The sequence below is a fragment of the uncultured Aggregatibacter sp. genome (assembly GCF_938046485.1).
Classification (GTDB): Bacteria; Pseudomonadota; Gammaproteobacteria; order Enterobacterales; family Pasteurellaceae; genus Aggregatibacter.
Map to the genome: position 1 here is coordinate 12,316 of NZ_CALIWN010000015.1, position 22,163 is coordinate 34,478.

The following is a 22,163-nucleotide window of genomic DNA, read 5'->3' on the forward strand; positions in this document are numbered from 1 at the left end:
GGGAACATCATGGAAATTATCATCATTAGCGGACGGTCGGGTGGCGGTAAATCCGTCGCATTAAGAGCGTTAGAAGATATGGGCTATTATTGCGTGGATAATTTGCCATTGGATTTACTGCCAAAATTAATTGAAATCCTGTCAGTTAGCCAAACGGCCGCTGCGATTAGTTTAGATATTCGCAATTTACCGGCGTCCCCACAAGTGTTGGAAAAGACCATTAATGATCTTCAACAACAGCACAATGTTAAAATTATTTTCTTAGATGCTGATAACAGCACTTTAGTCCGCCGCTACAGCGATTCTCGTCGTTTACATCCGCTTTCTACCCATGATCTTTCTCTGGAAGCCGCCATTGAAGAAGAAGCGAAACAGCTTGACCCTTTAATTCAACAAGCCAACTTGATTATTGATACGGGCGCGTTATCCACCCATGAGCTTGCGGAACGCTTACGTGAATTTTTACGTGGGCATTCTGATAAAGAATTAAAAATCGTGGTAGAGTCTTTCGGATTTAAATACGGCATTCCACTTGATGCGGATTATGTATTTGATGTGCGCTTTCTGCCTAATCCACACTGGAACCACGCCTTGCGACCGCTGACAGGATTAGATGAGCCGGTGGCGGAATTTTTAAATAAACACAATGATGTACACCAATTTATTTATCTAACCCGCACTTATATCGAAACTTGGTTACCCTTGCTGGAACAAAATAATCGCAGTTATTTAACCATTGCTATCGGATGCACCGGTGGAAAACATCGCTCCGTTTATATTGCTGAACAGCTGGGAAGATATTTCCAAGACAAAGGCAAAAACGTCAAAATTTTACACCGCTCTTTAGAAAAACATAAAAAATAATGCCCTTTCCATATCTAAAGAATGCATGGTCATTTAAAAATACAAAAATAAAAATAGGCGAAATAATGAATTTTATTCCGCCTATTTTGCTATAACACCATGCGAACGCCTTTAATTTCTGCCAATGTTTTATAAAGCGTTTCAATCTGTTCAATATTGTCTGCACGTACCTTGATTGAAACAGAATGATACGTACCTTTGCCGCTTTCTTTCATGGTTGGCGTGTAATCCCCTTTAATGGTTTTATGTACGGTTTGCACAACATCATCAATCAAATCTGCCCGTGCCGCACCGACAACTTTAAATGTAAAATCACAAGGGAATTCAAGTAAATCTTTGAGTTTCTTATTATGTGCAAGATCCGTCAAATTAACGGTTTTATCGTGAGTCATTGTTTTTCCTAAAATAAATAAAAAATTCACCGCACTTCATCACCGCTGATTACATCAAAAAATCAAAAAGTGCGGTCGTTTCTGCCAAGATTTTAAACCTAACTAAATAAACTTTTAATCGTCAAGACCAGCCAATCCCAAACGCGACCTAATATCCCCGCTTCTTTGACTTCTTGCATCACTTGCAAGTTTAAACTGGCAACATCTTTTCCATCCAGTTGGTAAACGACTTTCCCGACGACTTGACCTTTAGCAAGTGGCGCTTCGAGATATTTTTTATCCAACTCATAGCGTGCTTTCAATTCGGTATTTTTACCTTTCGGGATGGTAATAAATCCATCTTGCAGCACACCTAATTGCACGTTATTTTCATCGCCATAATAGACACGCTGTTCGGAAATCGGTTTACCTGCTTCTAATGTTTTAAAGGTCTCAAAGTTCGCAAAACCCCATTGTAATAATTTTTTGCTTTCCACTTCTCGCCCTTTGTAAGTCGGCACACCCATCACGACAGAAATTAAGCGCATATTATTCGGGTTCGTCGCTGAAGCCACCAGATTATAACCGGCTTTATCTGTATGACCGGTTTTCATCCCATCTACATTAATGGTTTTATCCCATAATAAACCGTTGCGGTTTGGTTGCTTAATTTTGTTAAAGGTAAATTCTTTTTCCGCATAAATTTTATATTCTTCCGGCAAATCATGAATAATATGTGAACCGATAATCGCCATATCACGTGCTGAAGAATACTGCCCTTCTTCGTCTAAGCCATGCACTGTCGTAAAATTCGTATTTTTTAACCCAAACTGACGCACATATTTGTTCATGCTCTCAATAAAGTTGGCGGTATTACCGGAAATATGCTCTGCCATAGCAACACAAGCATCATTTCCTGACACGATAATAATCCCACGATTCAGATCTGCTACGGAAACCTGTTGGTTTAAATTTAAGAACATTTTTGAGGAGCCCGGGAAATTTTTCCCCCATGCGCTTTCCCCAATGGTTACCATATCTGTGCTATGGATTTTTCCCTGTTTTAATGCTTGCCCCACGACATAGCTAGTCATCATTTTGGTTAATGAGGCGGGATATTGTCTTTGATCCGGATTCAATGCCGCTAACACCGCACCGGAATTGTAGTCCATTAAAATATAGGTTTGTGCGTTAATTTGTGGCGTAGTTACATCGTAGGCTACGTCATTTGCATTTGCGATAAAGGAGGCACTGAGCATTCCGGTAAGAAGTGCGATTTTTGTTTTTGTCGCGATATGATGAAACATAATATTAAACATCCTAGATTAGGTCATTATTTGTTGTAAGCATACACAATTAAAGGCTCGGAATGTTTCCATTGTCTCAATTGTGTTTTGAGTTTTTCTATTTCATTTTTTGATTTAAAAGGGCCAAAGTGAACATTGTATTTTTTACCCTGCGCAATCATTTCCGCTTTAATATTTTTTGATGATAATTGCTTAATAATTTTTTCAGCCTCTTTTTTGCTGGGAATATTCACCATCTTGATTTTATAACTTTCTTTTTTATTCCCTGCCTTATCCTTTTTGGCAATACGATTTTCATCGGTGGAAGCATTATTTTTAGCATTGGGTTTTAACCGTTTTAAGCCCTCCACATTTTTTGCTGATTTTGCCAATGTGGCACTCCCCGGCCCGGAAATATCGCCATTGGTATGCACGTGAAGGGCTTCAATCTTAACTAACCCCATTCCATAATTCACAATCCCGATTTCCTTTGCCGCCGCATGGGATAAATCAATAATGCGATCTTTAGCAAACGGTCCTCTGTCATTAATCCGTACAATGACTTTCCGCTTGTTATACATATTAGTCACTACCGCATAGGAATTAAGCGGAAGTGTCTTATGGGCTGCCGTGTATAGGGTGGAATCATAAGGCTCCCCCGTTGAAGTCGGGCGTCCATTAAATTTATGATGATAATAACTTGCAATACCTTTTTTCGTATATTCCTTGGCAGATTCAGGTGGATGCGTTACATAGACTTCACCATTGACTTCATAGGTTTTAGGCGAGTTAGATAACTGACGATAGATTAAACTCGGCCCTTGTATCCCATATAATTTTTTAGTTTCCGCTTGCACAGAAAGTGCGGTCAAACACAGAAACAAAAAAAGCACGTATGTTACAGTTTGTTTTATATTCATAGAAGTTATCCCCTTCTGTCGAGTTATCTAACTAAGAAAACTGAAAACTTAATGAGTTCCCTTCAGAAAGTGTTCTTTGTGAGTATGAATCGACATAATTAGTCCGAAACCTGCCATAATCGCCACATAAGAGGTGCCGCCATAACTCACCAACGGCAACGGCACGCCTACCACCGGTAAAATGCCACTGACCATACCAATATTCACAAAAACATAAACAAAGAAAATTAACGTTAATGCGCCAACTAAAATGCGTCCGAATGCACTTTGTGCACTCACACCAATCATGAGACCGCGCGCAATAATAAATAAGTAAATCGCTAGTAAAATTAAAAAGCCCACCATCCCATATTCTTCACTTAATACAGCAAAAATGAAATCCGTATGCGGTTCCGGTAAAAATTCTAATTGGGATTGCGTGCCTTGCATCCAGCCTTTACCCCATAAGCCACCTGAACCGATAGCAATTTTGGACTGCCAAATGTGGTATCCCGCTCCCAATAAATCTTTTTCCGGATCAAAAAGGGTTAATACGCGAGCACGTTGATAATCGTGCATTAAGTAAAACCACATAATAGGGATAAAGCCGGCAAGCCCGATAATTGCGGCTAAAATCAGCCACCAACTCATCCCCGCCAAAAATATCACAAATAACCCTGAGCCGCTAACCAATACGGAAGTCCCTAAATCCGGCTGAACTGCCACCAGCAGGGTCGGCACAATAATAATGATTAAGGCAATAAAGGTTTCTTTCAGTTTAATCGGTTGTGGGCGATTCCCTAAATATACTGCCACCATTAATGGCACCGCCAACTTCACAATCTCCGACGGCTGAAAACGCACGATCCCTAAATCTAACCACCGTTGCGCGCCCTTACTCGTTGCTCCAATTAAATCTACTAAAATGAGCATCGCAATTCCAAGCCCAAATAAATAAGGTGCAATGCGCTTATAAAAATTAGGCGAAAGCTGTGCCATTACGAGCATGACCGCAAACCCTAAAACAACCTGAATAATACGGCTCTGAAACATCGCCTCATTCGCGCCGGACGCGCTATATAACACCAGCATGCCGTAACCGGTAATCACGACTAGACCAATAAATAACCACAAATCAATGTGCAGGCGACGCCATAATTTCTGCCAAACCTGACGCTCATTCATTTTCATTTGTTGATACTCCTGCCGGCATAAAGTCAGTGGGTTCGCCCATGAGCGGTTCACTTGTCTGTCTAAAATAATAATCCATGATTTTTCTCACCAGCGGTGCGGCATTACTTGACCCGCCTCCGGCATTTTCTAAAATAATGGACACCACCACTTTGGGGTTGTCATAGGGTGCAAAAGCAGTAAACCACGCATGGTCATGTAATTCTTTTTTTAGCGCACCGGCATTATAACTTTGATTTTCTTTTAAACTAAATACTTGCGCCGTGCCGGATTTGCCTGCCACCCGATAAGGCGCACCGGCAAACGCTTTACGACCGGTACCTGCCGCCGAGTTCACGACGTTATACATGCCGCGTTTTGCGACATCCCAATAATATTGCTTAGGCTCGGTAATATCAGCGTATAATTTCGGATCTTGATAAGGTTCAATCGTTGTTCCCTCAATACGTTTCATTAAATGAGGCGTCATGACTTTACCGTTATTCACTAATATACTGGTGGCTTTCGCTAATTGAAGTGGCGTAGCCGTCCAATACCCTTGCCCAATTCCCACAGAAATCGTATCGCCTTGCACCCAAGGCTTTTTGTAACGTTTCTGTTTCCATTCCCGAGTGGGCATATTGGCACTGGTTTCCTCTTGAATATCAATACCGGTCGGCACACCAAAGCCAAACCGTTTCATCCAACCGGATAAACGATCAATGCCTAAATTATAGGCGGTTTGATAAAAATAGGTATCCGACGATTCGGTAATTGCCTTATTCAAATCCGTCATACCATGCCCGCCACGACGCCAATCACGGAAGCGTTTTGTGGTATTCGGCAACACCCAGTAACCGGGGTCAGAAATGGTCATTTCCGGCGTAATCACGTTCTCCTGCAACGCCGATACCGCAATAAACGGTTTCACCGTCGATGCCGGCGGATACGCGCCTTGGGTCACACGACTATACAAGGGGCGATTCGGATCATTTAATAAACGACGATAATCTTCACCGGAAATACCATCTACAAACAAATTATTATCATAACTTGGCACTGAAACCATCGCTAATACGCTATTATCTTTCGGATCCATCACCACAACTGCCCCTTTTTGCCCCGCCAAGAGATCAGTAATATAAAGCTGCAAATTTAAATCAATCGTGAGATGAATGCTCTTGCCGGCGACAGCCGGTTGTTCGCGTAATTTACGAATCACTTTGCCGCGACTATTCACTTCCACTTCTTCAAAACCGGTGGTGCCATGCAGCGCATCTTCATAATAACGCTCAATACCTAACTTACCTAAATCATGCGTGCCTGAATAGTTGGCAAATTTTTCTTCTTTTTTTAATCGTTCGACATCACGATCGTTAATTTTAGAGACATACCCTAAAATGTGCGTTAACGGCTCGCCGTATAAATAATGCCGTTTAAAATAAGGTTTCACATCCAAACTTGGAAAATTGTATTGGTTTACTGAAAAACGCGCGATTTGCTCTTCCGTCAAATTAGGCTTTAATAAAATTGGGGTATAGCGTGAAGAACGTTGACGTTCTTTTTTAAAATTCTCAATATCGGTATCGGTTAAACCGACCAACACTTTCAATTCTTCAAAAGTGCGGTCTAAATTTTCCACTTTTTCCGGCACAATATACAATCCGAAAAAGGTTAAATTTTCAGCTAAAATTTGCCCATTACGATCATAAATTAATCCACGTGTCGGCGGTAACGGCAACAATTTAATTCGATTGCCATTAGAACGGGTTTGATAGCTGTCGTAATTCACCACCTGCAAATCGTAAAGATTTAAGATTAAAATTACTGATAACGCCAACACCCCGATAAATGACACCAAGGCGCGACGAGCAAATAAATTGCGCTCGGCCTTTTTATCACGAATCGGATCGTATTGTGGTTGCGACAATAATTTTTTTAAGTTCATTTATTCTCGATGATAAGGATGATTGGTGGTTAACGACCACGCACGGTATAAGCTCTCTGCGACAACCACGCGCACTAACGGATGTGGCAAGGTTAAAGGCGATAGCGACCAACTTTGTTCAGCGGCTGCCTTACATTCAGGTGAAAGTCCTTCCGGTCCGCCAATTAACAAACACAGATCACGTCCATCATTTTTCCAACTTTCTAATTGTTGGGCAAGTTGCTCAGTGGTCCAAGGTTTGCCGGGAATATCCAGCGTCACGATTTTGCCCTTGCCGGCCGCCGCCAACATGGCTTTGCCTTCCTGTTCCAAAATCCGTTTAATATCCGCGTTTTTGCCCCGCTTACCGGCAGGAATTTCAATCAACTCAAAAGGCATTTCTTTCGGAAAACGACGTTGATATTCCTCAAAGCCTGTGGTTACCCACGCCGGCATTTTGGTTCCAACGGCAATTAACTGAATTTTCACCTTATCTCCTCAAAAAACAACGCAAAAAACGACCGCACTTTATATGTTTTAATATGCCTTATGCCCAAAGTTTTTCTAATTGATACATCTCACGGCTTTCCGCCTGCATGATATGTACAATAGCTTCACCTAAATCCACTACGACCCAATCAGCCGTTTCTTTGCCTTCATCACCAAATACATCAATGCCGGCAAGCTTACATTCGGTGATTAATTTCTGCGCTAAGGAAGACACATGACGGGAAGAGGTGCCGGTGCATAAAATCATGGTATCGGTGATAGATGACTTCCCTTTTACGTTTAACGGTAAAATGTCGGTGGCTTTTAAATCCTCTAATTTATTCACCACAAACTCGACTAACGACATATTTTCTCCTCAATTCAAAAAACGGCGAATTTTAGCATTGAATAAAATCAACGCCAATCCTTTGGCTAGCGTTTCGCGCGAAACGGCTTACGACGTTGATTGTTCGGCGCGCTAGAATTGCCTTCCCGTTTCAAGCGATAAGGCTTTGGAATATCCTGCAACAACGCATTCGGATCATATTGACTCACCGGAATACTGTGCCCAATGTATTCCTCAATCGCCGGGAGATTCATGGCGTATTGTTCACAAGCAAAGCTAATGGAAATCCCGCTTTCGCCTGCACGGCCGGTACGCCCAATGCGATGAACATAATCTTCCCGATCATCCGGCAAGTCATAGTTAAACACATGGGTGACCTCTGCAATGTGTAATCCACGTGCCGCCACATCGGTCGCCACTAAAATATCCAACTCGCCATCGGTAAATTGTTTCAACAAAGAAAGGCGTTTTTTCTGCGCCACATCGCCGGTTAACAAACCAACACGGTGTCCATCCGCGGCTAAATAGCCCCAAATCGCCTCACATTGATGTTTCGTGTTGGCAAAAATAATGCAACGCTCCGGCCATTCTTCTTCTAACAACGTGAGCAATAGCGGAATTTTATCTTGGTTAGATGGGTAAAATAATTCTTCTTTAATTTGCTGCCCGGTTTTTTGTTCCGGCTCAATTTCCACGTATTCCGGGTCATTCATATCTTCAAAGGCAAGTTCGCGCACTTTGTAAGACAGCGTGGCGGAGAACAGCATCGTCAGACGTTGTTGCGGAGGCGGACATTTACGCAACAAATAACGAATATCGCGAATAAAACCTAAATCAAACATCCGATCCGCTTCATCCAATACCACCGTTTGAATCTGATCCAAGCGGATAATGCCCTGCTTCACATAATCAATGACGCGTCCGGTTGTGCCAATAAGCACATCTACGCCATTTTCAATGGCTTTTAATTGCTTGTCATAGCCATCCCCGCCATAAGCAAGTGCGGTCTTAAATTTCGTTGTTTTTAAGAAAATCTGTGCATCATGTTCAATTTGCACCGCCAATTCACGGGTCGGTGCCAAAATCAACGCACGCGGTTGATTCTTATCCGTCTCGGTTGGGTGAGTTAATAAATGATGAAAAAGTGCGGTCAAAAATGCGATGGTTTTTCCCGTGCCGGTTTGCGCTTGCCCTGCCACATCTTTTCCTTGCAATGTTACCGGCAAGGACAACGCCTGAATTGGCGTACAAAATTCAAACCCATTTATCGTTAATGCTTGCAGTACCAAAGGATGCAACGGTAAATCGGCAAAACGTGCCGAACTTAAATAATTCTCTTGCATAATCATCAATTCAATCATAAAAAATTGGCGCTAAGCATAGCATGAACGGGAAAAATCCCCAAAAATTCGGCACAATTAATTTAATGGCTACTGTGAAATACGAAATATCCCTCAAAAAACACCGCTAAAAAGAACCGCACTTTCGATTTTTCCTGCTTAATAAAATTGGAAAAAGACCGTTTAAAACTAGACAGGCTAGTAATTTAATGCTAATTTACGCACCAATTTCAAAATCACCTCTTTTTATTTATATCTAAATATCAAATCTAAACAACTCTCAAATTAACTATGCATCTTACAGAACTTAAAAATATGCCTGTTTCCGATCTTGTGAGACTTGGCGAAGGACAAATGGGCTTGGAAAATTTAGCCCGTTTACGCAAACAAGACATCGTTTTTGCCATTTTGAAACAACATGCGAAAGGCGGAGAAGATATTTTCGGTGGTGGCGTTTTGGAAATTTTACCGGATGGTTTTGGATTTCTACGTTCGGCAGACAGTTCCTATTTAGCCGGCCCGGATGACATCTACGTTTCGCCAAGCCAAATCCGTCGTTTCAATTTGCAAACCGGGGATAAAATCGAAGGGAAAATTCGACCGCCAAAAGAAGGCGAACGCTACTTTGCCCTCCTTAAAGTTGACCAAGTCAATGACGACAAACCGGAAGTTTCCCGCAGCAAAATCCTTTTCGAAAACTTAACCCCATTACATGCCAACTCCCGTTTAAGAATGGAACGCGGCAACGGCTCTACCGAAGATTTAACCGCCCGAATTTTAGATTTAGCCGCCCCTATCGGGAAAGGCCAACGTGGTTTGATCGTCGCGCCACCGAAAGCGGGGAAAACCATGTTGTTGCAAAATATTGCACAAAGCATTACCCACAACTACCCTGACGTGGAACTTATTGTGTTATTGATCGATGAGCGCCCTGAAGAAGTTACGGAAATGCAACGCTCCGTAAAAGGAGAAGTGATTGCTTCTACTTTCGATGAACCGGCAACCCGTCACGTTCAAGTGGCAGAAATGGTGATCGAAAAAGCCAAACGTTCTGTAGAACACAAAAAAGACGTGGTGATTTTACTCGACTCCATTACCCGTTTGGCGCGCGCTTATAACACCGTGACTCCGGCATCCGGTAAGATTTTATCCGGTGGTGTGGACGCCAACGCATTACACCGTCCAAAACGTTTCTTCGGGGCCGCGCGTAACGTGGAAGAAGGTGGTAGCTTAACGATTATCGCCACCGCATTAGTAGATACCGGCTCCAAAATGGATGAAGTGATCTTCGAAGAATTTAAAGGTACCGGTAACATGGAATTGCATCTTTCTCGTAAGATCGCGGAAAAACGCGTATTCCCGGCTATCGACTTTAATCGTTCAGGCACCCGTAAAGAAGACTTGCTCACCACCCCTGACGAACTACAAAAAATGTGGATCCTACGCAAAATCCTTAACCCAATGGGCGAAGTGGAAGCGATGGAATTCCTTATCGACAAACTCGCTGTGGCAAAAACCAACGAAGCCTTCTTTGAAATTATGAAACGTTCATAATGAATCTTTGAAATACTGAATGCGTATTCAGTACATGAGATAAACAAAGGGCTTGATATGAATCAAGCCCTTTTTAGTGTCTCTTTTAATGAGACGTTGTCGCCGATTTTTCTACTTTTCCTTGTTGATGTCTTTTCCCTTATTTACTTCCTTTTCCTTGCTCATTTCAACATTTTCTTTATGGGTTTCAACGCTTTCTGATTTTTGAACGACATCCTTTTTAACAGGATTCTCTTGAACCGCACTTTCATTCGCAGAATGTTCCTTTACCTCCGGTTTACCGGAATCCTGTGGTGCAGCCGAGTCTTTCGTTGCTTCTATCGCTACCGCAGGAGGATTAACTGTTTCATCCGCTTTATTCGACTCCTCTAACACCGCAGGCGTTTCCGTTTCATGTTGTTCAGCTTTCTGAAGCGTTTCTTGTTCAAGTGCTTCCTGTTCAGCCGCGGCTTTCCGTTCGGCTTCCGCCTGAGCAAGACGTTCCTGACGAATCGCCTCTAACGTTTTACCGTTCACAAGCCATTCCTTATCCTTTTCCAAAGTCATGACATATTTTCCATCTTGCTCATTGAAAAGGGGTATCAGCTTACCTTCGGGCTTGAGTTCCGTCTGCCATGATTGCCAAAACACCGAATCCTTTTTGATTTTTGAAGCGGCTTCCTGTGTATCATCCAGTAGCGCCTTATCAAATGAAAACGTCATTTTTCCCTTAAGATTTTGCTTAAACAACCCAGTAGACTTTTTACTCTCTTGTGACACAGATGCCGCCCCCTTAAGAGCAAGGTTCACAGGATAAGCTTTAGTCGTCGGATAGGTATTGAGATTCAATGCTACCGTTGTGCCCTCTGTTGACAGATCCAGCGTAGCCCAGAGATCATCGAACATTTTCTTATAGCTTTCCGGTGGAAAATACGCAGTACACAAGAGACTATGCATTCCCATACAGAATTGCGTTATTGCTAACTGAGGGTAATTGTTTAACACCATCGGCATATTTATCTGCAATCCCTCAAATTGCACTTGCAAATCAGGCAAGGCTAACGTTTTCAATGAAAGGTGCGATGTCCCGTAATAATGTTTATTTTCCACCTTCGCATCACCGTTTACCGCCAACGCCTCCAACGCTACATCACCATAGCGAAAAGCCTTCAGCGTCATCTCCCAATGTGCCTTATCTTCCATGGACTTCACCCATTGATCTCTCAAGGCAGATAATGCTTGACTCGCTTCTTTTGGTGGTGTTTTGGTCGCCAGCGCCTCTAAATAAAACGGAATAAACGCGAATTCATTTTGTAACGGATAGTCATCCAGTTGATAGCGAATATCCGCGCCGCTAAGTTGCCATTGTTTCGTTGGTTCTGCCGGTGTTTGTTTGATATCGGCTGCCTTTAATTGCAATGTAATACCGGCTTTGGCAAGGTCTGTATTGTTTAATTCAAGCTGGAATGCAGTGTCCTTTAAAGAAAAATAAGGCTGCTGATCTTTCGGTACGTCAATGGATTTCACCGACAGCGAACCATTAAAACGCTCATTATGGGTCAGCACACCAATGACAAAATTCACGGCATTTTTAACACTCGGCTGCTTGTTCAATGCGTTAAATTCACTGGCAAAATCCACCGCACTTTGCACGCCTTGTTGCTCAAGATTCAGTGATAAGCCACGCACAATCGTTGGATTTTCCTCTGCCTTATGCGCTTTATCGGTAATTTGGAAGGTTTCGCTATTCAATTGCGTCAATAAATCTCGTTGCTGTGTCTCCGGATGCGATTTGACATCAAGACGGTAAGCAGCGTTTTTTAACTGAATTTTCGTGTTTTCACCATTTAATAAATCCACCTCAACTTGCTTGGCATTCAGTTCTAATAGCCGAATAGCATATTCATTATCATCGACCCGCTGTAATTGCGCATGCCCTTGCAGCTGTTCTAATTTGCTGTTTTTATCATAATTAAATCCGCTCAGCGTGGATTTCACCTTGATATTTTTGCTACTTGGATCAAAGTTAAATAGCACAGAAAGCGTTTGCGTTTTGTTCGTAAAATCACGAAATTCAGCAACAAGATCCGATTGCAAATAATCACCTACCGGAGAAAATTTGCTGTTAATGGTGTTTTTATCAAGCGTGATATTAAGATTTTTATTTAATTGACGCACCAACTGTTCGGAAAGCTGAGATTCTGCCGTAATAAAAAAAGGCAACGCCGTCAGTTTGGTCGAAATCACCTCTGTGCGCTTACCCTCACTATTTTCCAAGCTAAATGTGAGGTCTCGACTAAAAAAATGATTTCCCGTTTCGGTGACATGAAGGCTGAGCTGATTATCTAAAGAATAAGGGAATTTTTGTAAGACCTGATCCACTTGCTGATTGGTATAAAACTGCGCGCCCCCACCCAGTGCAACAATAATGGCAGCAAGGGTTAAAGTAACTTTTCTTTTTTTACTCATGTTATTCTCAAGCTTAGATGAAAGAAGTTTAGACGAATTAATCACGTCAATTTTAAAAGTGCCGTAAATAATAACCGCACTTTACTCTTTTGAATACAAAGTGCGGTTAAAATTTCAATTATTTTTTAATTTTTACTGATTTTTTAACAAGAAAATACCTTGCTCGGAAAGATGTACATAGGCTTCTTGCAATGCCGAGTTGAACTGTTCCGGACGGCAGTTAATCAACAAATCTTGACCATGCCATATCGCCACAACTTCCCAATGGTTGCCCATGTACACCGCACTTTTAATCGTGCAACGTTGGGCTTCTGTGCCGGTTTCATGGAGATAAACGGCTTCCGGGCGAACGCCAGCCAAACAATCACCGTCCGGTAAATTAAATTGCGCCGCATTATTTAAGGCAAGTTCATAGCCATGAATGTTAACGGTATTGCCTTGCAATTTTGCAGGGAAAATACTGGATTCGCCCATGAAGTTAGCCAAGAATAAGGAGTTCGGGCGTTGATACAGATCTTTTGCCGGTGCTTTTTGCATGATTTTGCCTTTATTCATCACGATGACTTCATCCGATACCGCAAAGGCTTCCGTTTGGTCATGGGTAACGTATAAAGAGGTGATGCCAAGGCTTTGTTGTAATTCACGGATTTTTTCCCGCATTGCGCGACGTAAGTTAGCATCAAGGTTACTTAAAGGCTCATCGAACAGTAAGACTTTTGGTTTGAGAACAAGCGCACGAGCAAGCGCCACACGTTGTTGTTGACCACCGGAAATTTGGTCCACATAACGATCTTCAAACCCAGCCAAATCCACCAATTCCAAGGCTTCTTTAACGCGCTGTTTACGCTCTTCCTTGCTGACGTTTTGCATGCGTAAGCCGTAGCCCACGTTATCGCCGATGCTCATGTGCGGGAATAACGCATAAGATTGGAACACGATACAAATATCGCGATTTTGAATGGACGATTTGGTTACGTCTTCACCATCAATGAAAATTTGTCCGGAAGTTGGGTTTTCAAGACCGGCAACTAAACGCAAGATGGTCGTTTTACCGCAACCGGATGGCCCAAGCAACGTCACCATGGTGCCGCGTTTAATGGTTAAATCCAAATCATCAATTACCACAGATTTGCCAAAGGCTTTCGTGACATTTTTTAATACTAAGAAATCATTACTCATATTTTTTACCTACAACTTAATTCATTTTTTTCGCTTTGGAACGGGAAATGCGGGTGTCACCGACAATCCAGTCGAAGAATAAAATAATCGCCATCATTACCACGATTAAGATAGAACCGTATGCAATGGCAATCCCATACTCACCGTCTTCGACACGGTTTAGGATGTATGCGGTTGCCACGCGGGTATCCGCAGTCACCAAGAAGATGATTGCACTCACTGTCGTCATGGCACGCACGAAACTGGTGACAAGCGCAGAAAGCAAGGCCGGTTTTAATAATGGCAACACGATATACCATAGGGTTTTCCATGAACTACCTTTCAGTGAAAGAGACGCTTCGTCCAGAGATTTATCTAATTGTCCCAAGCCTGCAATTGCAGCACGCATACCAATTGGCAAATCACGCATCACCATGGAAATCACCACGATAATGCTGGTGCCGGTGATGTACATCGGTGCATTGTTAAAGGCAAGAATGTAAGAGACCCCCGCTACGGTGCCCGGTACGGCAAAACAAAGCATGGTTAAGAATTCGAGGGATTTTTTCCCTTGGAAGTCTTTACGCACCACAATATAGGCAATTAATAAACCAAAAATGGCGGTAAGTGGTGCCGCGATACCAGCGTAAATTAAGGTATTAATTAAGGAAGGCCATGCGCCGTCACTTAATCCTTGTCCGAACAACATGGCGTAGTTCTTCAAGGTTAAGGTATAGTCCACACCCCAGTTGACGGTGAAGCTTCCGTAGAAAATACTGCCGTATAAAGCAAGGTTGAAGATAACCCAAGAGCCGAGCATGAAAATAATCGTGTATTTCAAGCCGGCAGGGAGTTCTTGTACATCGCCGCGATAAGATTTACCGGAAACGGTCACATAAGAGCGGTTACCAATCCATAAATATTGAATGATAAAAATCGCCAAGGAGAAGATTAACAACATGGAGCCAAGGGTACTGGCGGAGGCGTAATCTAATTGTGAACCGGCAATGTAGAAGTAAATTTGCGTTGCAATAACGTCGAAGCTACCCCCCAACACCAACGGGTTACTAAAGTCTGCGAGGGATTGGATGAACACGATGAGGAACGAGTTCGCCAAGGCCGGGCGCAGTAACGGGAAAATGATGTTATAGAAGGTTTGATAACGGTTAGCACGCAACGTATAAGATGCTTCTTCAATGGACGGGTGCACGGATTTTAATGCGCCGTCTAAAATCATGAAGGAAATTGGCGCGAATGCCAAAATCTGCGCAATGGCGATACCGTTAAAACCGTATAACCAGTTGTGATTGGTGAAGCCGAAATTGGTGGATAAAAACTCGGTCACATAACCGGAGCGACCAAGCATTAAAGTTACCCCTAATCCGACCACAAACGGTGGTGTAACAATCGGCAAAATAGAGAAGATTTTACCGATAAATGCGGTACGGCGTGCGATACGGGTTGTATAAAGGGCAAAGGCTAAACCGAATACCGTAGAAACGATACCCACGAAACCGGATAAAAACAAGGAGTTACTGATGACGCGCACAATGTAGCTTTGCGTCAAAATACGCATCACTTGTTGTGGGGCAAAGGTGTCCCCGTCGTAGAACATGGAGACAAAAATCGCCAAGGTTGGATACACGATGAAGAAGAAAATCAGCAAAATAATGCAAAGCAAGGAGGCGATAATAAATTTATCGCCTTGCATGATTTTCAGCTTGGCAAGCGATAGCGTAGCAAGTGCGGTGAAACTGATGAGTAAAACGATGACCGAATAACCCATACTGATTTTTAACACGCTCGCACTGATAAAGGTGAATAGTGTGGCTATTGCCAGTAAGTAAAGTTCCGCTTTAGCTTGGGTATTGGCGGGTAATTTTAGCCACGGCAACAAACCGTATAAAATCACCGGTAAGAACCAAAGGGCGGTAATGTTAAAAGACGACCACCCCATGGCATCGTAGAATTCATCGGCAGTGCTGTCGAACAAGCCGTAATCTAGGGCGTGGGAAGGTAAAACCAAGTATGCAATTAAGGATAAAATGATCCAAAAATGAGCAGAATGTGTTATTGGAAGTTTGTTTGCGTTCATACAACCTCGCATTAGTAGAAAAGTGAAGCAATGCAACAGCGCATTGCTTCTTTAATTTTACTACAATTATTTGGCTAATTTGACATCATCGACCCATTTGGTGATAAGGCGTTTACGTAAATCGGTGGCGCCGTATTTGTCAAAATCATAGTTAATCAGGTTAATGGATTTAAAATCCAACGCATAAGGTGATTGTTGCGCCGTGGTATTGGTTAAAATGGAATAGGCTTCGCCTTTTTGCCAAGTTAATTCTTGCGCTTCTTTCGATAGTGCCCAATCCACGAAAAGTTTGGCGTTTTCAAGATTGCGTGCGCCTTTGATCACGCTGACACCGCCGATTTCATAACCCGTCCCTTCGCAAGGCACTACTAATTCAACCGGAGCACCTTTGGCTTTTTCTAACGAATATTCGTGTAAAAAGCCGATGCCGATAGCCGTTTCGCCACGGGCGGTATTGCGAGTTGCTGTGTTACCGGATTTGGTATATTGCGAGACGTTTTTGTTTAACGCTTTCAAATAGTTGAAGGCTTCCTCTTCGCCCCAAAGCTGAATATAAGTGGCTAATTGAGTATAGCCTGTACCGGAGCTTTGCGGATCCGCCGCTTGAATTTCATTGCGATACATTGGATCGGCTAAATCTTTCCAGCATTTTGGTATTGGCAAATTGAGTTTTTGTAAACGTTCAGGGTTCACACCAAAACCTAACACACCAAGATAGATAGCAGAGGAATAGTTGCCTTTCATTTTGGCCGGATCACGGAATTGTTCAACAATTTGTGGCAGGTTTGGTGATTTATACGGTTCTAACAAGCCCATTTCACCCGCTTGGGAATGCGGATCCATTGTACCGCCATACCAAACGTCGCCTTGAGGGTTATCTTTTTCCGCATCGATTTTGGCTAAGATAGTGCCCGTGCCGCCACGAATAAAACTGGTTTTTACATCATATTTTTTCTCGAATGCCATGGCTTCTTGCTCGCACATGGTGTTTTGCGCACTGCAATAAATAACCAAGCGACCTTTCGCCGCCGCATTGCCACTTAATAACATCCCACCGAGTACAACGCCTGAAAGCGCTAACGCAATTTTTGAGAGTTTCATTTCAACACTCCTGTGTTTTTGATGTCGAGGTAACGCACTTTTGTTGATGTGCGTCCTAATGATGGTGATAGGCTCACGCAGCGGGGCACGAGCTATCAATATAAGAAAAGTGCGGTGAGAAAAATACAAGAATTTTCGACCGCACTTTAGCGTGTTTATTTCGCTAATTTAACGTCTTGAACCCATTTTTCAATTAAGGCTTTGCGTTGTTCGGCGGCGCCGTATTTTTCAAAGTCATAATTGATAAGGTTCAATTTGTTTGGATCGAATGCTGTTGGAGATTGCTCTGCCGTTGTGTTGGTTAAGATTTGTAAGGATTCACCTTGTTTCCATGCCAATTCTTGGCCTTCTTTAGATAATGCCCAATCCACAAATAATTTCGCGTTGTCGATATTGCGTGCACCTTTTAAGATGCTCACGCCACCTAATTCATAGCCGGTGCCTTCACATGGCACCACGAGTTCCAATGGTGCGCCATTGCGTTTTTCAAGGGCGTAATCGTGTAAGAAACCGATACCAACAACCGCTTCACCGCGAGCCGCGTTACGGGATGGGGTGACACCGGATTTGGTGTATTGGGAAACGTTCGGGTGTAAAGCTTTTAAGAAATCAAAGGCTTTATCTTCGCCCCAAAGTTGTACGAACGTGGCAAGCGCAGTGTAGGCTGTACCGGCACTTTGTGGGTCAGCAATTTGTACTTCGCCTTTCAAACGTGGATCCGTTAAGTCTTTCCAGCATTTCGGCACTTCTTTGATGCCTAATTTTTCAAGACGTTCTGTGTTCACGCCGAAACCTAAAATCCCCATGTAAATGGCAGAAACATAGTGACCTTTGGTTTTTGCCGGATCACGGAAACGTTCTACGATTTCATCAATATGTTTGGATTTGTAAGGTTCGATTAAACCTAATTCAGCCGCTTGCGCTTGCGGGTCGAATGTACCACCGAACCATACGTCGGCTTGTGGGTTATTTTTTTCCGCTTCTACTTTGGCAAAGGTACTGCCTGAGCCGTTACGAATAAAGGAGGTTTTGACATCATATTTTTCACCGAATGCCTTGGTGGTGGTTTCACATAAAATGTTCGTCGCACTACAATACACGACTAAACGTCCTTTTGCCGTTGCAGCTTGTGATGCGAGTAATCCACCGGCTAAAAGTGCGGTTGAAATTGCAAGAGAAAGTGATTTTAGTTTCATGTTGTACCTCTTTATTGTTCATAAAATGAAAATGTAATACGAAATGCGCTCAAGCAAGTGCTTTCGAGGTTTGCATGTTACATAAAATACCCCTCAATTAATGTGAGAAGTCTCACAAAACGAAGAATTTTATGAGCGAATATGTTGCGTAAAAAATTAATTGTATAAAAATTGTTTGTAAATGGATCTATTTATGTCAAAAAAACGCTTTTTTCTTTATAATTTCGCTAATTTATTTACTCAATGAGAGAAAGGGAAACGGTATGTCAGAGCATCAAGCATCATCTTGTATTATTATCGCCATTGCAGGCGCTTCGGCTTCAGGAAAAAGTTCTATTGCCTCTACGGTGCACAAAGAGCTTTGTCATGAATTAGGCTGTGAAGAAATCGGTATTATTGCAGAAGATAGTTATTACAAAGATCAAAGCCACTTAGAGATGTCTGAACGGGTTAAAACGAATTATGACCACCCAAATTCTATGGACCGTGATTTGCTCATTGAGCATTTGAAAGCTTTAAAAGCAGGCAACGCCGTTGATATTCCCGTGTATAGTTATGTGGAGCATACCCGAACCGATGAAGTGACCCATTTCACGCCAAAACGTATTGTGATTCTAGAGGGGATTTTATTACTTACAGACGAGCGTGTACGTCAGTTGGCAGATATTTCCGTGTTTGTGGATACGCCGTTAGATATTTGCTTTATTCGTCGTTTACAGCGTGATATGGAAGAGCGTGGACGCACCTTGCAATCAGTCATTGATCAATATCGTGCTACTGTGCGTCCGATGTTCCTGCAATTTATCGAACCGTCTAAACAACACGCTGACATTGTGATCCCTCGCGGTGGTAAAAACCGCATTGCCATCAATATGTTAAAAGCGCAAATTATGCAATTATTAAGCCAAAAATAGGAGCCTGGCATGAGATTATGTGATACCGACATTGAGCGTTATCTGGATGAAGGCTTGATTTCTCTGAATCCACGACCGTCTAACGATAAAATTAATGGCGCGACCATTGATGTTCGTTTGGGGAATTCTTTTCGCGTGTTTCGTGAACATTCCGCACCTTACATTGATTTAAGCGGTCCGAAAGAAGAAGTGTCGGCGCAGTTGGAGTCGGTCATGAGCGATGAAATTATTATTGCTGATGATGAAGCCTTCTTTTTACACCCCGGTGTGCTTGCTCTTGCCACCACTTTGGAGTCGGTGAAACTGCCTGCCAATATTATCGGTTGGTTGGACGGACGTTCTTCTTTAGCGCGTTTGGGTTTAATGGTGCATGTGACGGCACACCGTATCGATCCGGGTTGGGAAGGCAAAATCGTGTTGGAGTTTTATAATTCCGGTAAGTTGCCGTTGGCGTTGCGTCCGAATATGGTGATTGGCGCCTTGAGTTTTGAAGTGTTAAGTGGCGCGGCGGCACGTCCGTATAACAGCCGTAAAGACGCTAAATACAAAAATCAACAAAACGCGGTTGCCAGTCGTATTGATGAGGATAAATAAATGAAAAAGATCGCCCTGATGACATTGGTCGTGATGTTGGCGATCTCAGCACTTTTTTACGTTCAACTGAATAAGCTGGAAAGTGCGGTCAGTACCAAATTAGCGCAATATAAAACAGTTGTTCAAGATCTTCATATTGGCTTTTTCCCGCAGCCCTATGTGGCTTTTGAAGGGGTTAAACACAACCAAGTGACTATCGGGAAGTTAACCGGGAAATTGAATTTTTCCACGTTAATTTCCGGCAATGTGCAACTTGCGCAGTTAGATATTCAAAAGATTCGTTTTTCCGATAAGGCACATAATGCAGCGAATATACAAATACATTTCTCCGATTTCAGTCTGGATAATGTTCGCCAAGATCGCGTGCAATTCAATGGGCCTCAGTCCTTAACGCTTGAATGGGATAAACCATTATATGGTGATCTACAACGTTTTCATTTTCGTTTCAATAAAGGGGAAATTTCCCGATTCGCCGAAAAAGACTTTGCGGTGGTGTTTGAAGACGCTGAGCTAAACCAACAACCGCTAGGCACTCTCCGTGCGGAAGTCGATTTATCCAAAGACACTAAATATGTTACCGCTGATATTATCTCGGATTGCGATTTCGTTTGCCTCGCACACCTAGATTATGCGAGCGATCCCGATCAAAGTGCGGTCAGTTTTCGAGGCAAAAATTACCCTATCGAACGTTTATTGGCGTTATTTAACTTTCCGAATACGCTCACCGGCAACACGGATTTTGACATTACCGCTGAGTTCGTTCAGTCGCGAATAAAAGCCGGTAAATTCTATTTTAGTGCGCATGATGGCGAGTTATCCGGTGTAAATTTATTGGAACTTGCCGGGCAATATTTGCCGATCAATTGGCAGAATGCCGAAGTTAAACAAAAAGATGCGATCAAAACACCGTATAAAAAATTTGTCATGAGTTCTATGCTTCAAGAGAATCAATTGAAGATTGACAAAATCCTGTTAAAAACCACCGCACTTTCAGGGGAAGGAAGCGGTCAGGTAAACTTAAAATCCATGCAATGTGATGTGAATTTAACGCTTCGAGCAAATAATGAAAAATATTCGGAATTTGTTCTGCCCCTGCGTTTCTTTAATAATTGCTACTCCCCACAATATGAAGTGCTATTTGACAAAAACTTGCGCAATCAACTTAAAGATCTTCTTAAACGTAAATTAGGGCGGGAATAATGGGCACTTTAAAAATCGTACGACGCTTAAAATTTTTTCGTGTCGTTTTGTTGGCATTTGCCGCCTTTGTTTTTAACACAACAGAATTCTTACCGGTCGCCTTGCTTTCAGACATAGCCCAAAGTTTTCAGATTCCGGTAGAACAAACCGGGCTGATGATTACTATTTATGCGTGGATTGTGTCGCTGATGTCCTTACCTTTTATGCTCATGACGGCAAAACTGGAACGACGTAGTCTGCTCATTAAATTATTGATTATTTTTGTGGCAAGCCATGTGCTTTCCGTGTTGGCATGGGACTTTGGGGTGCTGTTGCTTTCTCGCATCGGCATTGCTTTTACACACGCAATCTTTTGGTCCATTACCACCTCACTTGCCGTTCGCGTTGCACCGAAAGATAAAAAAGCACAAGCAATCGGTTTGTTAGCAATGGGAAGCTCATTGGCAATGGTGCTTGGCTTGCCGCTTGGGCGCGTAATTGGGCAATATTTCGGTTGGCGCGAAACCTTTGGTATCATTGCCTTGCTTGCCTTTTGCATCCTCTTATTACTTTACCGATTCCTACCGCACTTGGTCAGTCGCAATGCAGGCTCGCTCAGTAGCCTTCCCTCTTTATTTAAACGTCCATTATTGGTGGGACTTTATGCATTAACGGTATTTATCATTTCGGCACATTTTACCGCCTATAGTTACATCGAACCGTTCATCATTCGTATTGGTGAAATGAGTAATGATGTCGCCACCGCCATTTTGTTGATTTTTGGTTTCTCCGGGGTCACCGGCAGCCTGATCTTCAGTCGCTTCTATCCCCTCTCGCCGACTAAATTTTTATTGACATCCATGGCGATATTGATGGTTTCTCTGATCTTGCTATTGCCATTCAGTCATAATATTTTTTTCATGTACTTACTGGCATTTGTGTGGGGAATCGGCATTTCGGGCATTGGGCTTGGTTTGCAAGCGAGAGTACTACAACTGGCACCGGATGCAACGGATGTGGCAATGGCGATTTACTCAGGGTTATATAATGTTGGTATCGGGGGTGGTGCGCTATTAGGCAATCAAGTCATGCAACACCTTGGACTGGCGAACATCGGTTTTTCCGGTGCCGTATTTGCAACAGCGGGGATCATGCTATTTCTGTCCGTTCATATACGCTATGGAAAAGCGCCCCGCTGATATTAAGATCCATATTTAAACGGACTAAAAACA

19 protein-coding genes are annotated in these 22,163 nt (G+C 42.7%); 6 read left to right on the forward strand and 13 right to left on the reverse strand.

The genetic code is table 11. The annotated features are described in order from the left end of the window. The first annotated feature begins 9 nt into the window (after nt 1-9). Nucleotides 10-864 (forward strand): RNase adapter RapZ, encoded by an 855-nt coding sequence (gene rapZ / locus Q0203_RS01765; protein WP_033002610.1) that lies wholly within the window; start codon nt 10-12, stop codon nt 862-864. An 89-nt stretch (nt 865-953) separates the two neighbouring features. Here the strand turns inward: rapZ and ybeD are convergent, their stop codons facing one another. From ybeD to rhlB, 8 genes are all read right to left on the reverse strand, one after another. After that, nucleotides 954-1,256, reverse strand: coding sequence for a DUF493 family protein YbeD (gene ybeD, locus Q0203_RS01770; RefSeq protein ID WP_021616393.1), 303 nt, complete (start codon nt 1,254-1,256; stop codon nt 954-956). 98 nt (nt 1,257-1,354) lie between these two features. Beyond that, nucleotides 1,355-2,542 carry a serine hydrolase gene (locus Q0203_RS01775; protein WP_033002608.1) on the reverse strand — a complete coding sequence of 396 codons (1,188 nt, stop codon included), beginning with the start codon at nt 2,540-2,542 and terminating at the stop codon, nt 1,355-1,357. A 26-nt stretch (nt 2,543-2,568) separates the two neighbouring features. After that, a complete protein-coding gene (locus Q0203_RS01780) occupies nt 2,569-3,441 on the reverse strand; it encodes a septal ring lytic transglycosylase RlpA family protein (protein WP_297929071.1) in 873 nt (290 codons plus the stop codon). Between the two features lie 48 nt (nt 3,442-3,489). After that, entirely contained in the window at nt 3,490-4,611 is a 1,122-nt protein-coding gene (gene rodA, locus Q0203_RS01785) for a rod shape-determining protein RodA (protein ID WP_290521674.1), read from the reverse strand. Continuing rightward, nucleotides 4,598-6,538, reverse strand: coding sequence for a penicillin-binding protein 2 (mrdA, locus tag Q0203_RS01790; RefSeq protein WP_295976527.1), 1,941 nt, complete (start codon nt 6,536-6,538; stop codon nt 4,598-4,600). Before mrdA ends, rodA begins: the two co-directional genes overlap by 14 nt. Next, the gene (gene rlmH / locus Q0203_RS01795) at nt 6,539-7,006 is read right to left on the reverse strand and encodes a 23S rRNA (pseudouridine(1915)-N(3))-methyltransferase RlmH (protein ID WP_297929072.1); all 468 of its coding nucleotides are present in this window, start codon (nt 7,004-7,006) and stop codon (nt 6,539-6,541) included. Nucleotides 7,007-7,064: 58 nt separating this feature from the next. Continuing rightward, entirely contained in the window at nt 7,065-7,373 is a 309-nt protein-coding gene (rsfS, locus tag Q0203_RS01800) for a ribosome silencing factor (protein ID WP_021616387.1), read from the reverse strand. Between the two features lie 65 nt (nt 7,374-7,438). Further along, entirely contained in the window at nt 7,439-8,695 is a 1,257-nt protein-coding gene (rhlB, locus tag Q0203_RS01805) for an ATP-dependent RNA helicase RhlB (RefSeq protein ID WP_297929074.1), read from the reverse strand. Nucleotides 8,696-8,983: 288 nt separating this feature from the next. Here rhlB and rho point away from each other — a divergent pair, with 288 nt between their 5' ends. Further along, nucleotides 8,984-10,246 carry a transcription termination factor Rho gene (rho, locus tag Q0203_RS01810; RefSeq protein ID WP_021616385.1) on the forward strand — a complete coding sequence of 421 codons (1,263 nt, stop codon included), beginning with the start codon at nt 8,984-8,986 and terminating at the stop codon, nt 10,244-10,246. Between the two features lie 111 nt (nt 10,247-10,357). Here the strand turns inward: rho and Q0203_RS01815 are convergent, their stop codons facing one another. The 5 genes from Q0203_RS01815 to Q0203_RS01835 all read right to left on the reverse strand — a co-directional run bounded on the left by Q0203_RS01815 (nt 10,358) and on the right by Q0203_RS01835 (nt 18,244). Then, nucleotides 10,358-12,694, reverse strand: coding sequence for a hypothetical protein (locus Q0203_RS01815; RefSeq protein WP_297929076.1), 2,337 nt, complete (start codon nt 12,692-12,694; stop codon nt 10,358-10,360). A 132-nt stretch (nt 12,695-12,826) separates the two neighbouring features. Then, nucleotides 12,827-13,873, reverse strand: coding sequence for a ferric ABC transporter ATP-binding protein (gene fbpC / locus Q0203_RS01820; RefSeq protein ID WP_297929078.1), 1,047 nt, complete (start codon nt 13,871-13,873; stop codon nt 12,827-12,829). Between the two features lie 16 nt (nt 13,874-13,889). Beyond that, nucleotides 13,890-15,947, reverse strand: a complete 2,058-nt coding sequence (locus Q0203_RS01825; RefSeq protein ID WP_297929080.1) for an iron ABC transporter permease — start codon at nt 15,945-15,947, stop codon at nt 13,890-13,892. 66 nt (nt 15,948-16,013) lie between these two features. Further along, nucleotides 16,014-17,048: an ABC transporter substrate-binding protein gene (locus tag Q0203_RS01830; RefSeq protein WP_297929081.1), complete on the reverse strand. Its 1,035-nt coding sequence runs from the start codon at nt 17,046-17,048 to the stop codon at nt 16,014-16,016. 155 nt (nt 17,049-17,203) lie between these two features. Next, nucleotides 17,204-18,244 carry an ABC transporter substrate-binding protein gene (locus Q0203_RS01835; RefSeq protein ID WP_297929083.1) on the reverse strand — a complete coding sequence of 347 codons (1,041 nt, stop codon included), beginning with the start codon at nt 18,242-18,244 and terminating at the stop codon, nt 17,204-17,206. Nucleotides 18,245-18,507: 263 nt separating this feature from the next. On the opposite strand from Q0203_RS01835, the gene udk reads away from it, so the two are divergent. Genes udk through Q0203_RS01855 form a run of 4 tightly spaced genes read left to right on the forward strand, consistent with a single transcriptional unit; the run spans nt 18,508 to nt 22,130 of the window. Continuing rightward, the gene (gene udk, locus Q0203_RS01840) at nt 18,508-19,158 is read left to right on the forward strand and encodes a uridine kinase (RefSeq protein WP_297929085.1); all 651 of its coding nucleotides are present in this window, start codon (nt 18,508-18,510) and stop codon (nt 19,156-19,158) included. Nucleotides 19,159-19,167: 9 nt separating this feature from the next. Then, on the forward strand, nt 19,168-19,752 hold the full coding sequence (gene dcd / locus Q0203_RS01845; RefSeq protein ID WP_295976535.1) for a dCTP deaminase: 585 nt from the start codon (nt 19,168-19,170) through the stop codon (nt 19,750-19,752). Next, nucleotides 19,753-20,952 carry a hypothetical protein gene (locus tag Q0203_RS01850; protein ID WP_297929088.1) on the forward strand — a complete coding sequence of 400 codons (1,200 nt, stop codon included), beginning with the start codon at nt 19,753-19,755 and terminating at the stop codon, nt 20,950-20,952. After that, nucleotides 20,952-22,130: a sugar transporter gene (locus tag Q0203_RS01855; RefSeq protein ID WP_297929089.1), complete on the forward strand. Its 1,179-nt coding sequence runs from the start codon at nt 20,952-20,954 to the stop codon at nt 22,128-22,130. The genes Q0203_RS01850 and Q0203_RS01855 overlap by 1 nt, the downstream gene beginning before the upstream one ends. The last annotated feature ends 33 nt before the right edge of the window (nt 22,131-22,163 follow it).

Bases quoted from the DNA above. Each gene is read 5' to 3' on its own strand.
- Q0203_RS01815 (WP_297929076.1), bottom strand. From the start codon at position 12,694: ATGAGTAAAAAAAGAAAAGTTACTTTAACCCTTGCTGCCATTATTGTT.
- rodA (WP_290521674.1), bottom strand. From the start codon at position 4,611: ATGAAAATGAATGAGCGTCAGGTTTGGCAGAAATTATGGCGTCGCCTG.
- udk (WP_297929085.1), top strand. From the start codon at position 18,508: ATGTCAGAGCATCAAGCATCATCTTGTATTATTATCGCCATTGCAGGC.
- Q0203_RS01855 (WP_297929089.1), top strand. From the start codon at position 20,952: ATGGGCACTTTAAAAATCGTACGACGCTTAAAATTTTTTCGTGTCGTT.
- Q0203_RS01850 (WP_297929088.1), top strand. From the start codon at position 19,753: ATGAAAAAGATCGCCCTGATGACATTGGTCGTGATGTTGGCGATCTCA.
- fbpC (WP_297929078.1), bottom strand. From the start codon at position 13,873: ATGAGTAATGATTTCTTAGTATTAAAAAATGTCACGAAAGCCTTTGGC.
- rhlB (WP_297929074.1), bottom strand. From the start codon at position 8,695: ATGCAAGAGAATTATTTAAGTTCGGCACGTTTTGCCGATTTACCGTTG.
- Q0203_RS01780 (WP_297929071.1), bottom strand. From the start codon at position 3,441: ATGAATATAAAACAAACTGTAACATACGTGCTTTTTTTGTTTCTGTGT.
- Q0203_RS01825 (WP_297929080.1), bottom strand. From the start codon at position 15,947: ATGAACGCAAACAAACTTCCAATAACACATTCTGCTCATTTTTGGATC.
- mrdA (WP_295976527.1), bottom strand. From the start codon at position 6,538: ATGAACTTAAAAAAATTATTGTCGCAACCACAATACGATCCGATTCGT.
- Q0203_RS01835 (WP_297929083.1), bottom strand. From the start codon at position 18,244: ATGAAACTAAAATCACTTTCTCTTGCAATTTCAACCGCACTTTTAGCC.
- rho (WP_021616385.1), top strand. From the start codon at position 8,984: ATGCATCTTACAGAACTTAAAAATATGCCTGTTTCCGATCTTGTGAGA.
- Q0203_RS01775 (WP_033002608.1), bottom strand. From the start codon at position 2,542: ATGTTTCATCATATCGCGACAAAAACAAAAATCGCACTTCTTACCGGA.
- Q0203_RS01830 (WP_297929081.1), bottom strand. From the start codon at position 17,048: ATGAAACTCTCAAAAATTGCGTTAGCGCTTTCAGGCGTTGTACTCGGT.
- rsfS (WP_021616387.1), bottom strand. From the start codon at position 7,373: ATGTCGTTAGTCGAGTTTGTGGTGAATAAATTAGAGGATTTAAAAGCC.
- ybeD (WP_021616393.1), bottom strand. From the start codon at position 1,256: ATGACTCACGATAAAACCGTTAATTTGACGGATCTTGCACATAATAAG.
- rapZ (WP_033002610.1), top strand. From the start codon at position 10: ATGGAAATTATCATCATTAGCGGACGGTCGGGTGGCGGTAAATCCGTC.
- dcd (WP_295976535.1), top strand. From the start codon at position 19,168: ATGAGATTATGTGATACCGACATTGAGCGTTATCTGGATGAAGGCTTG.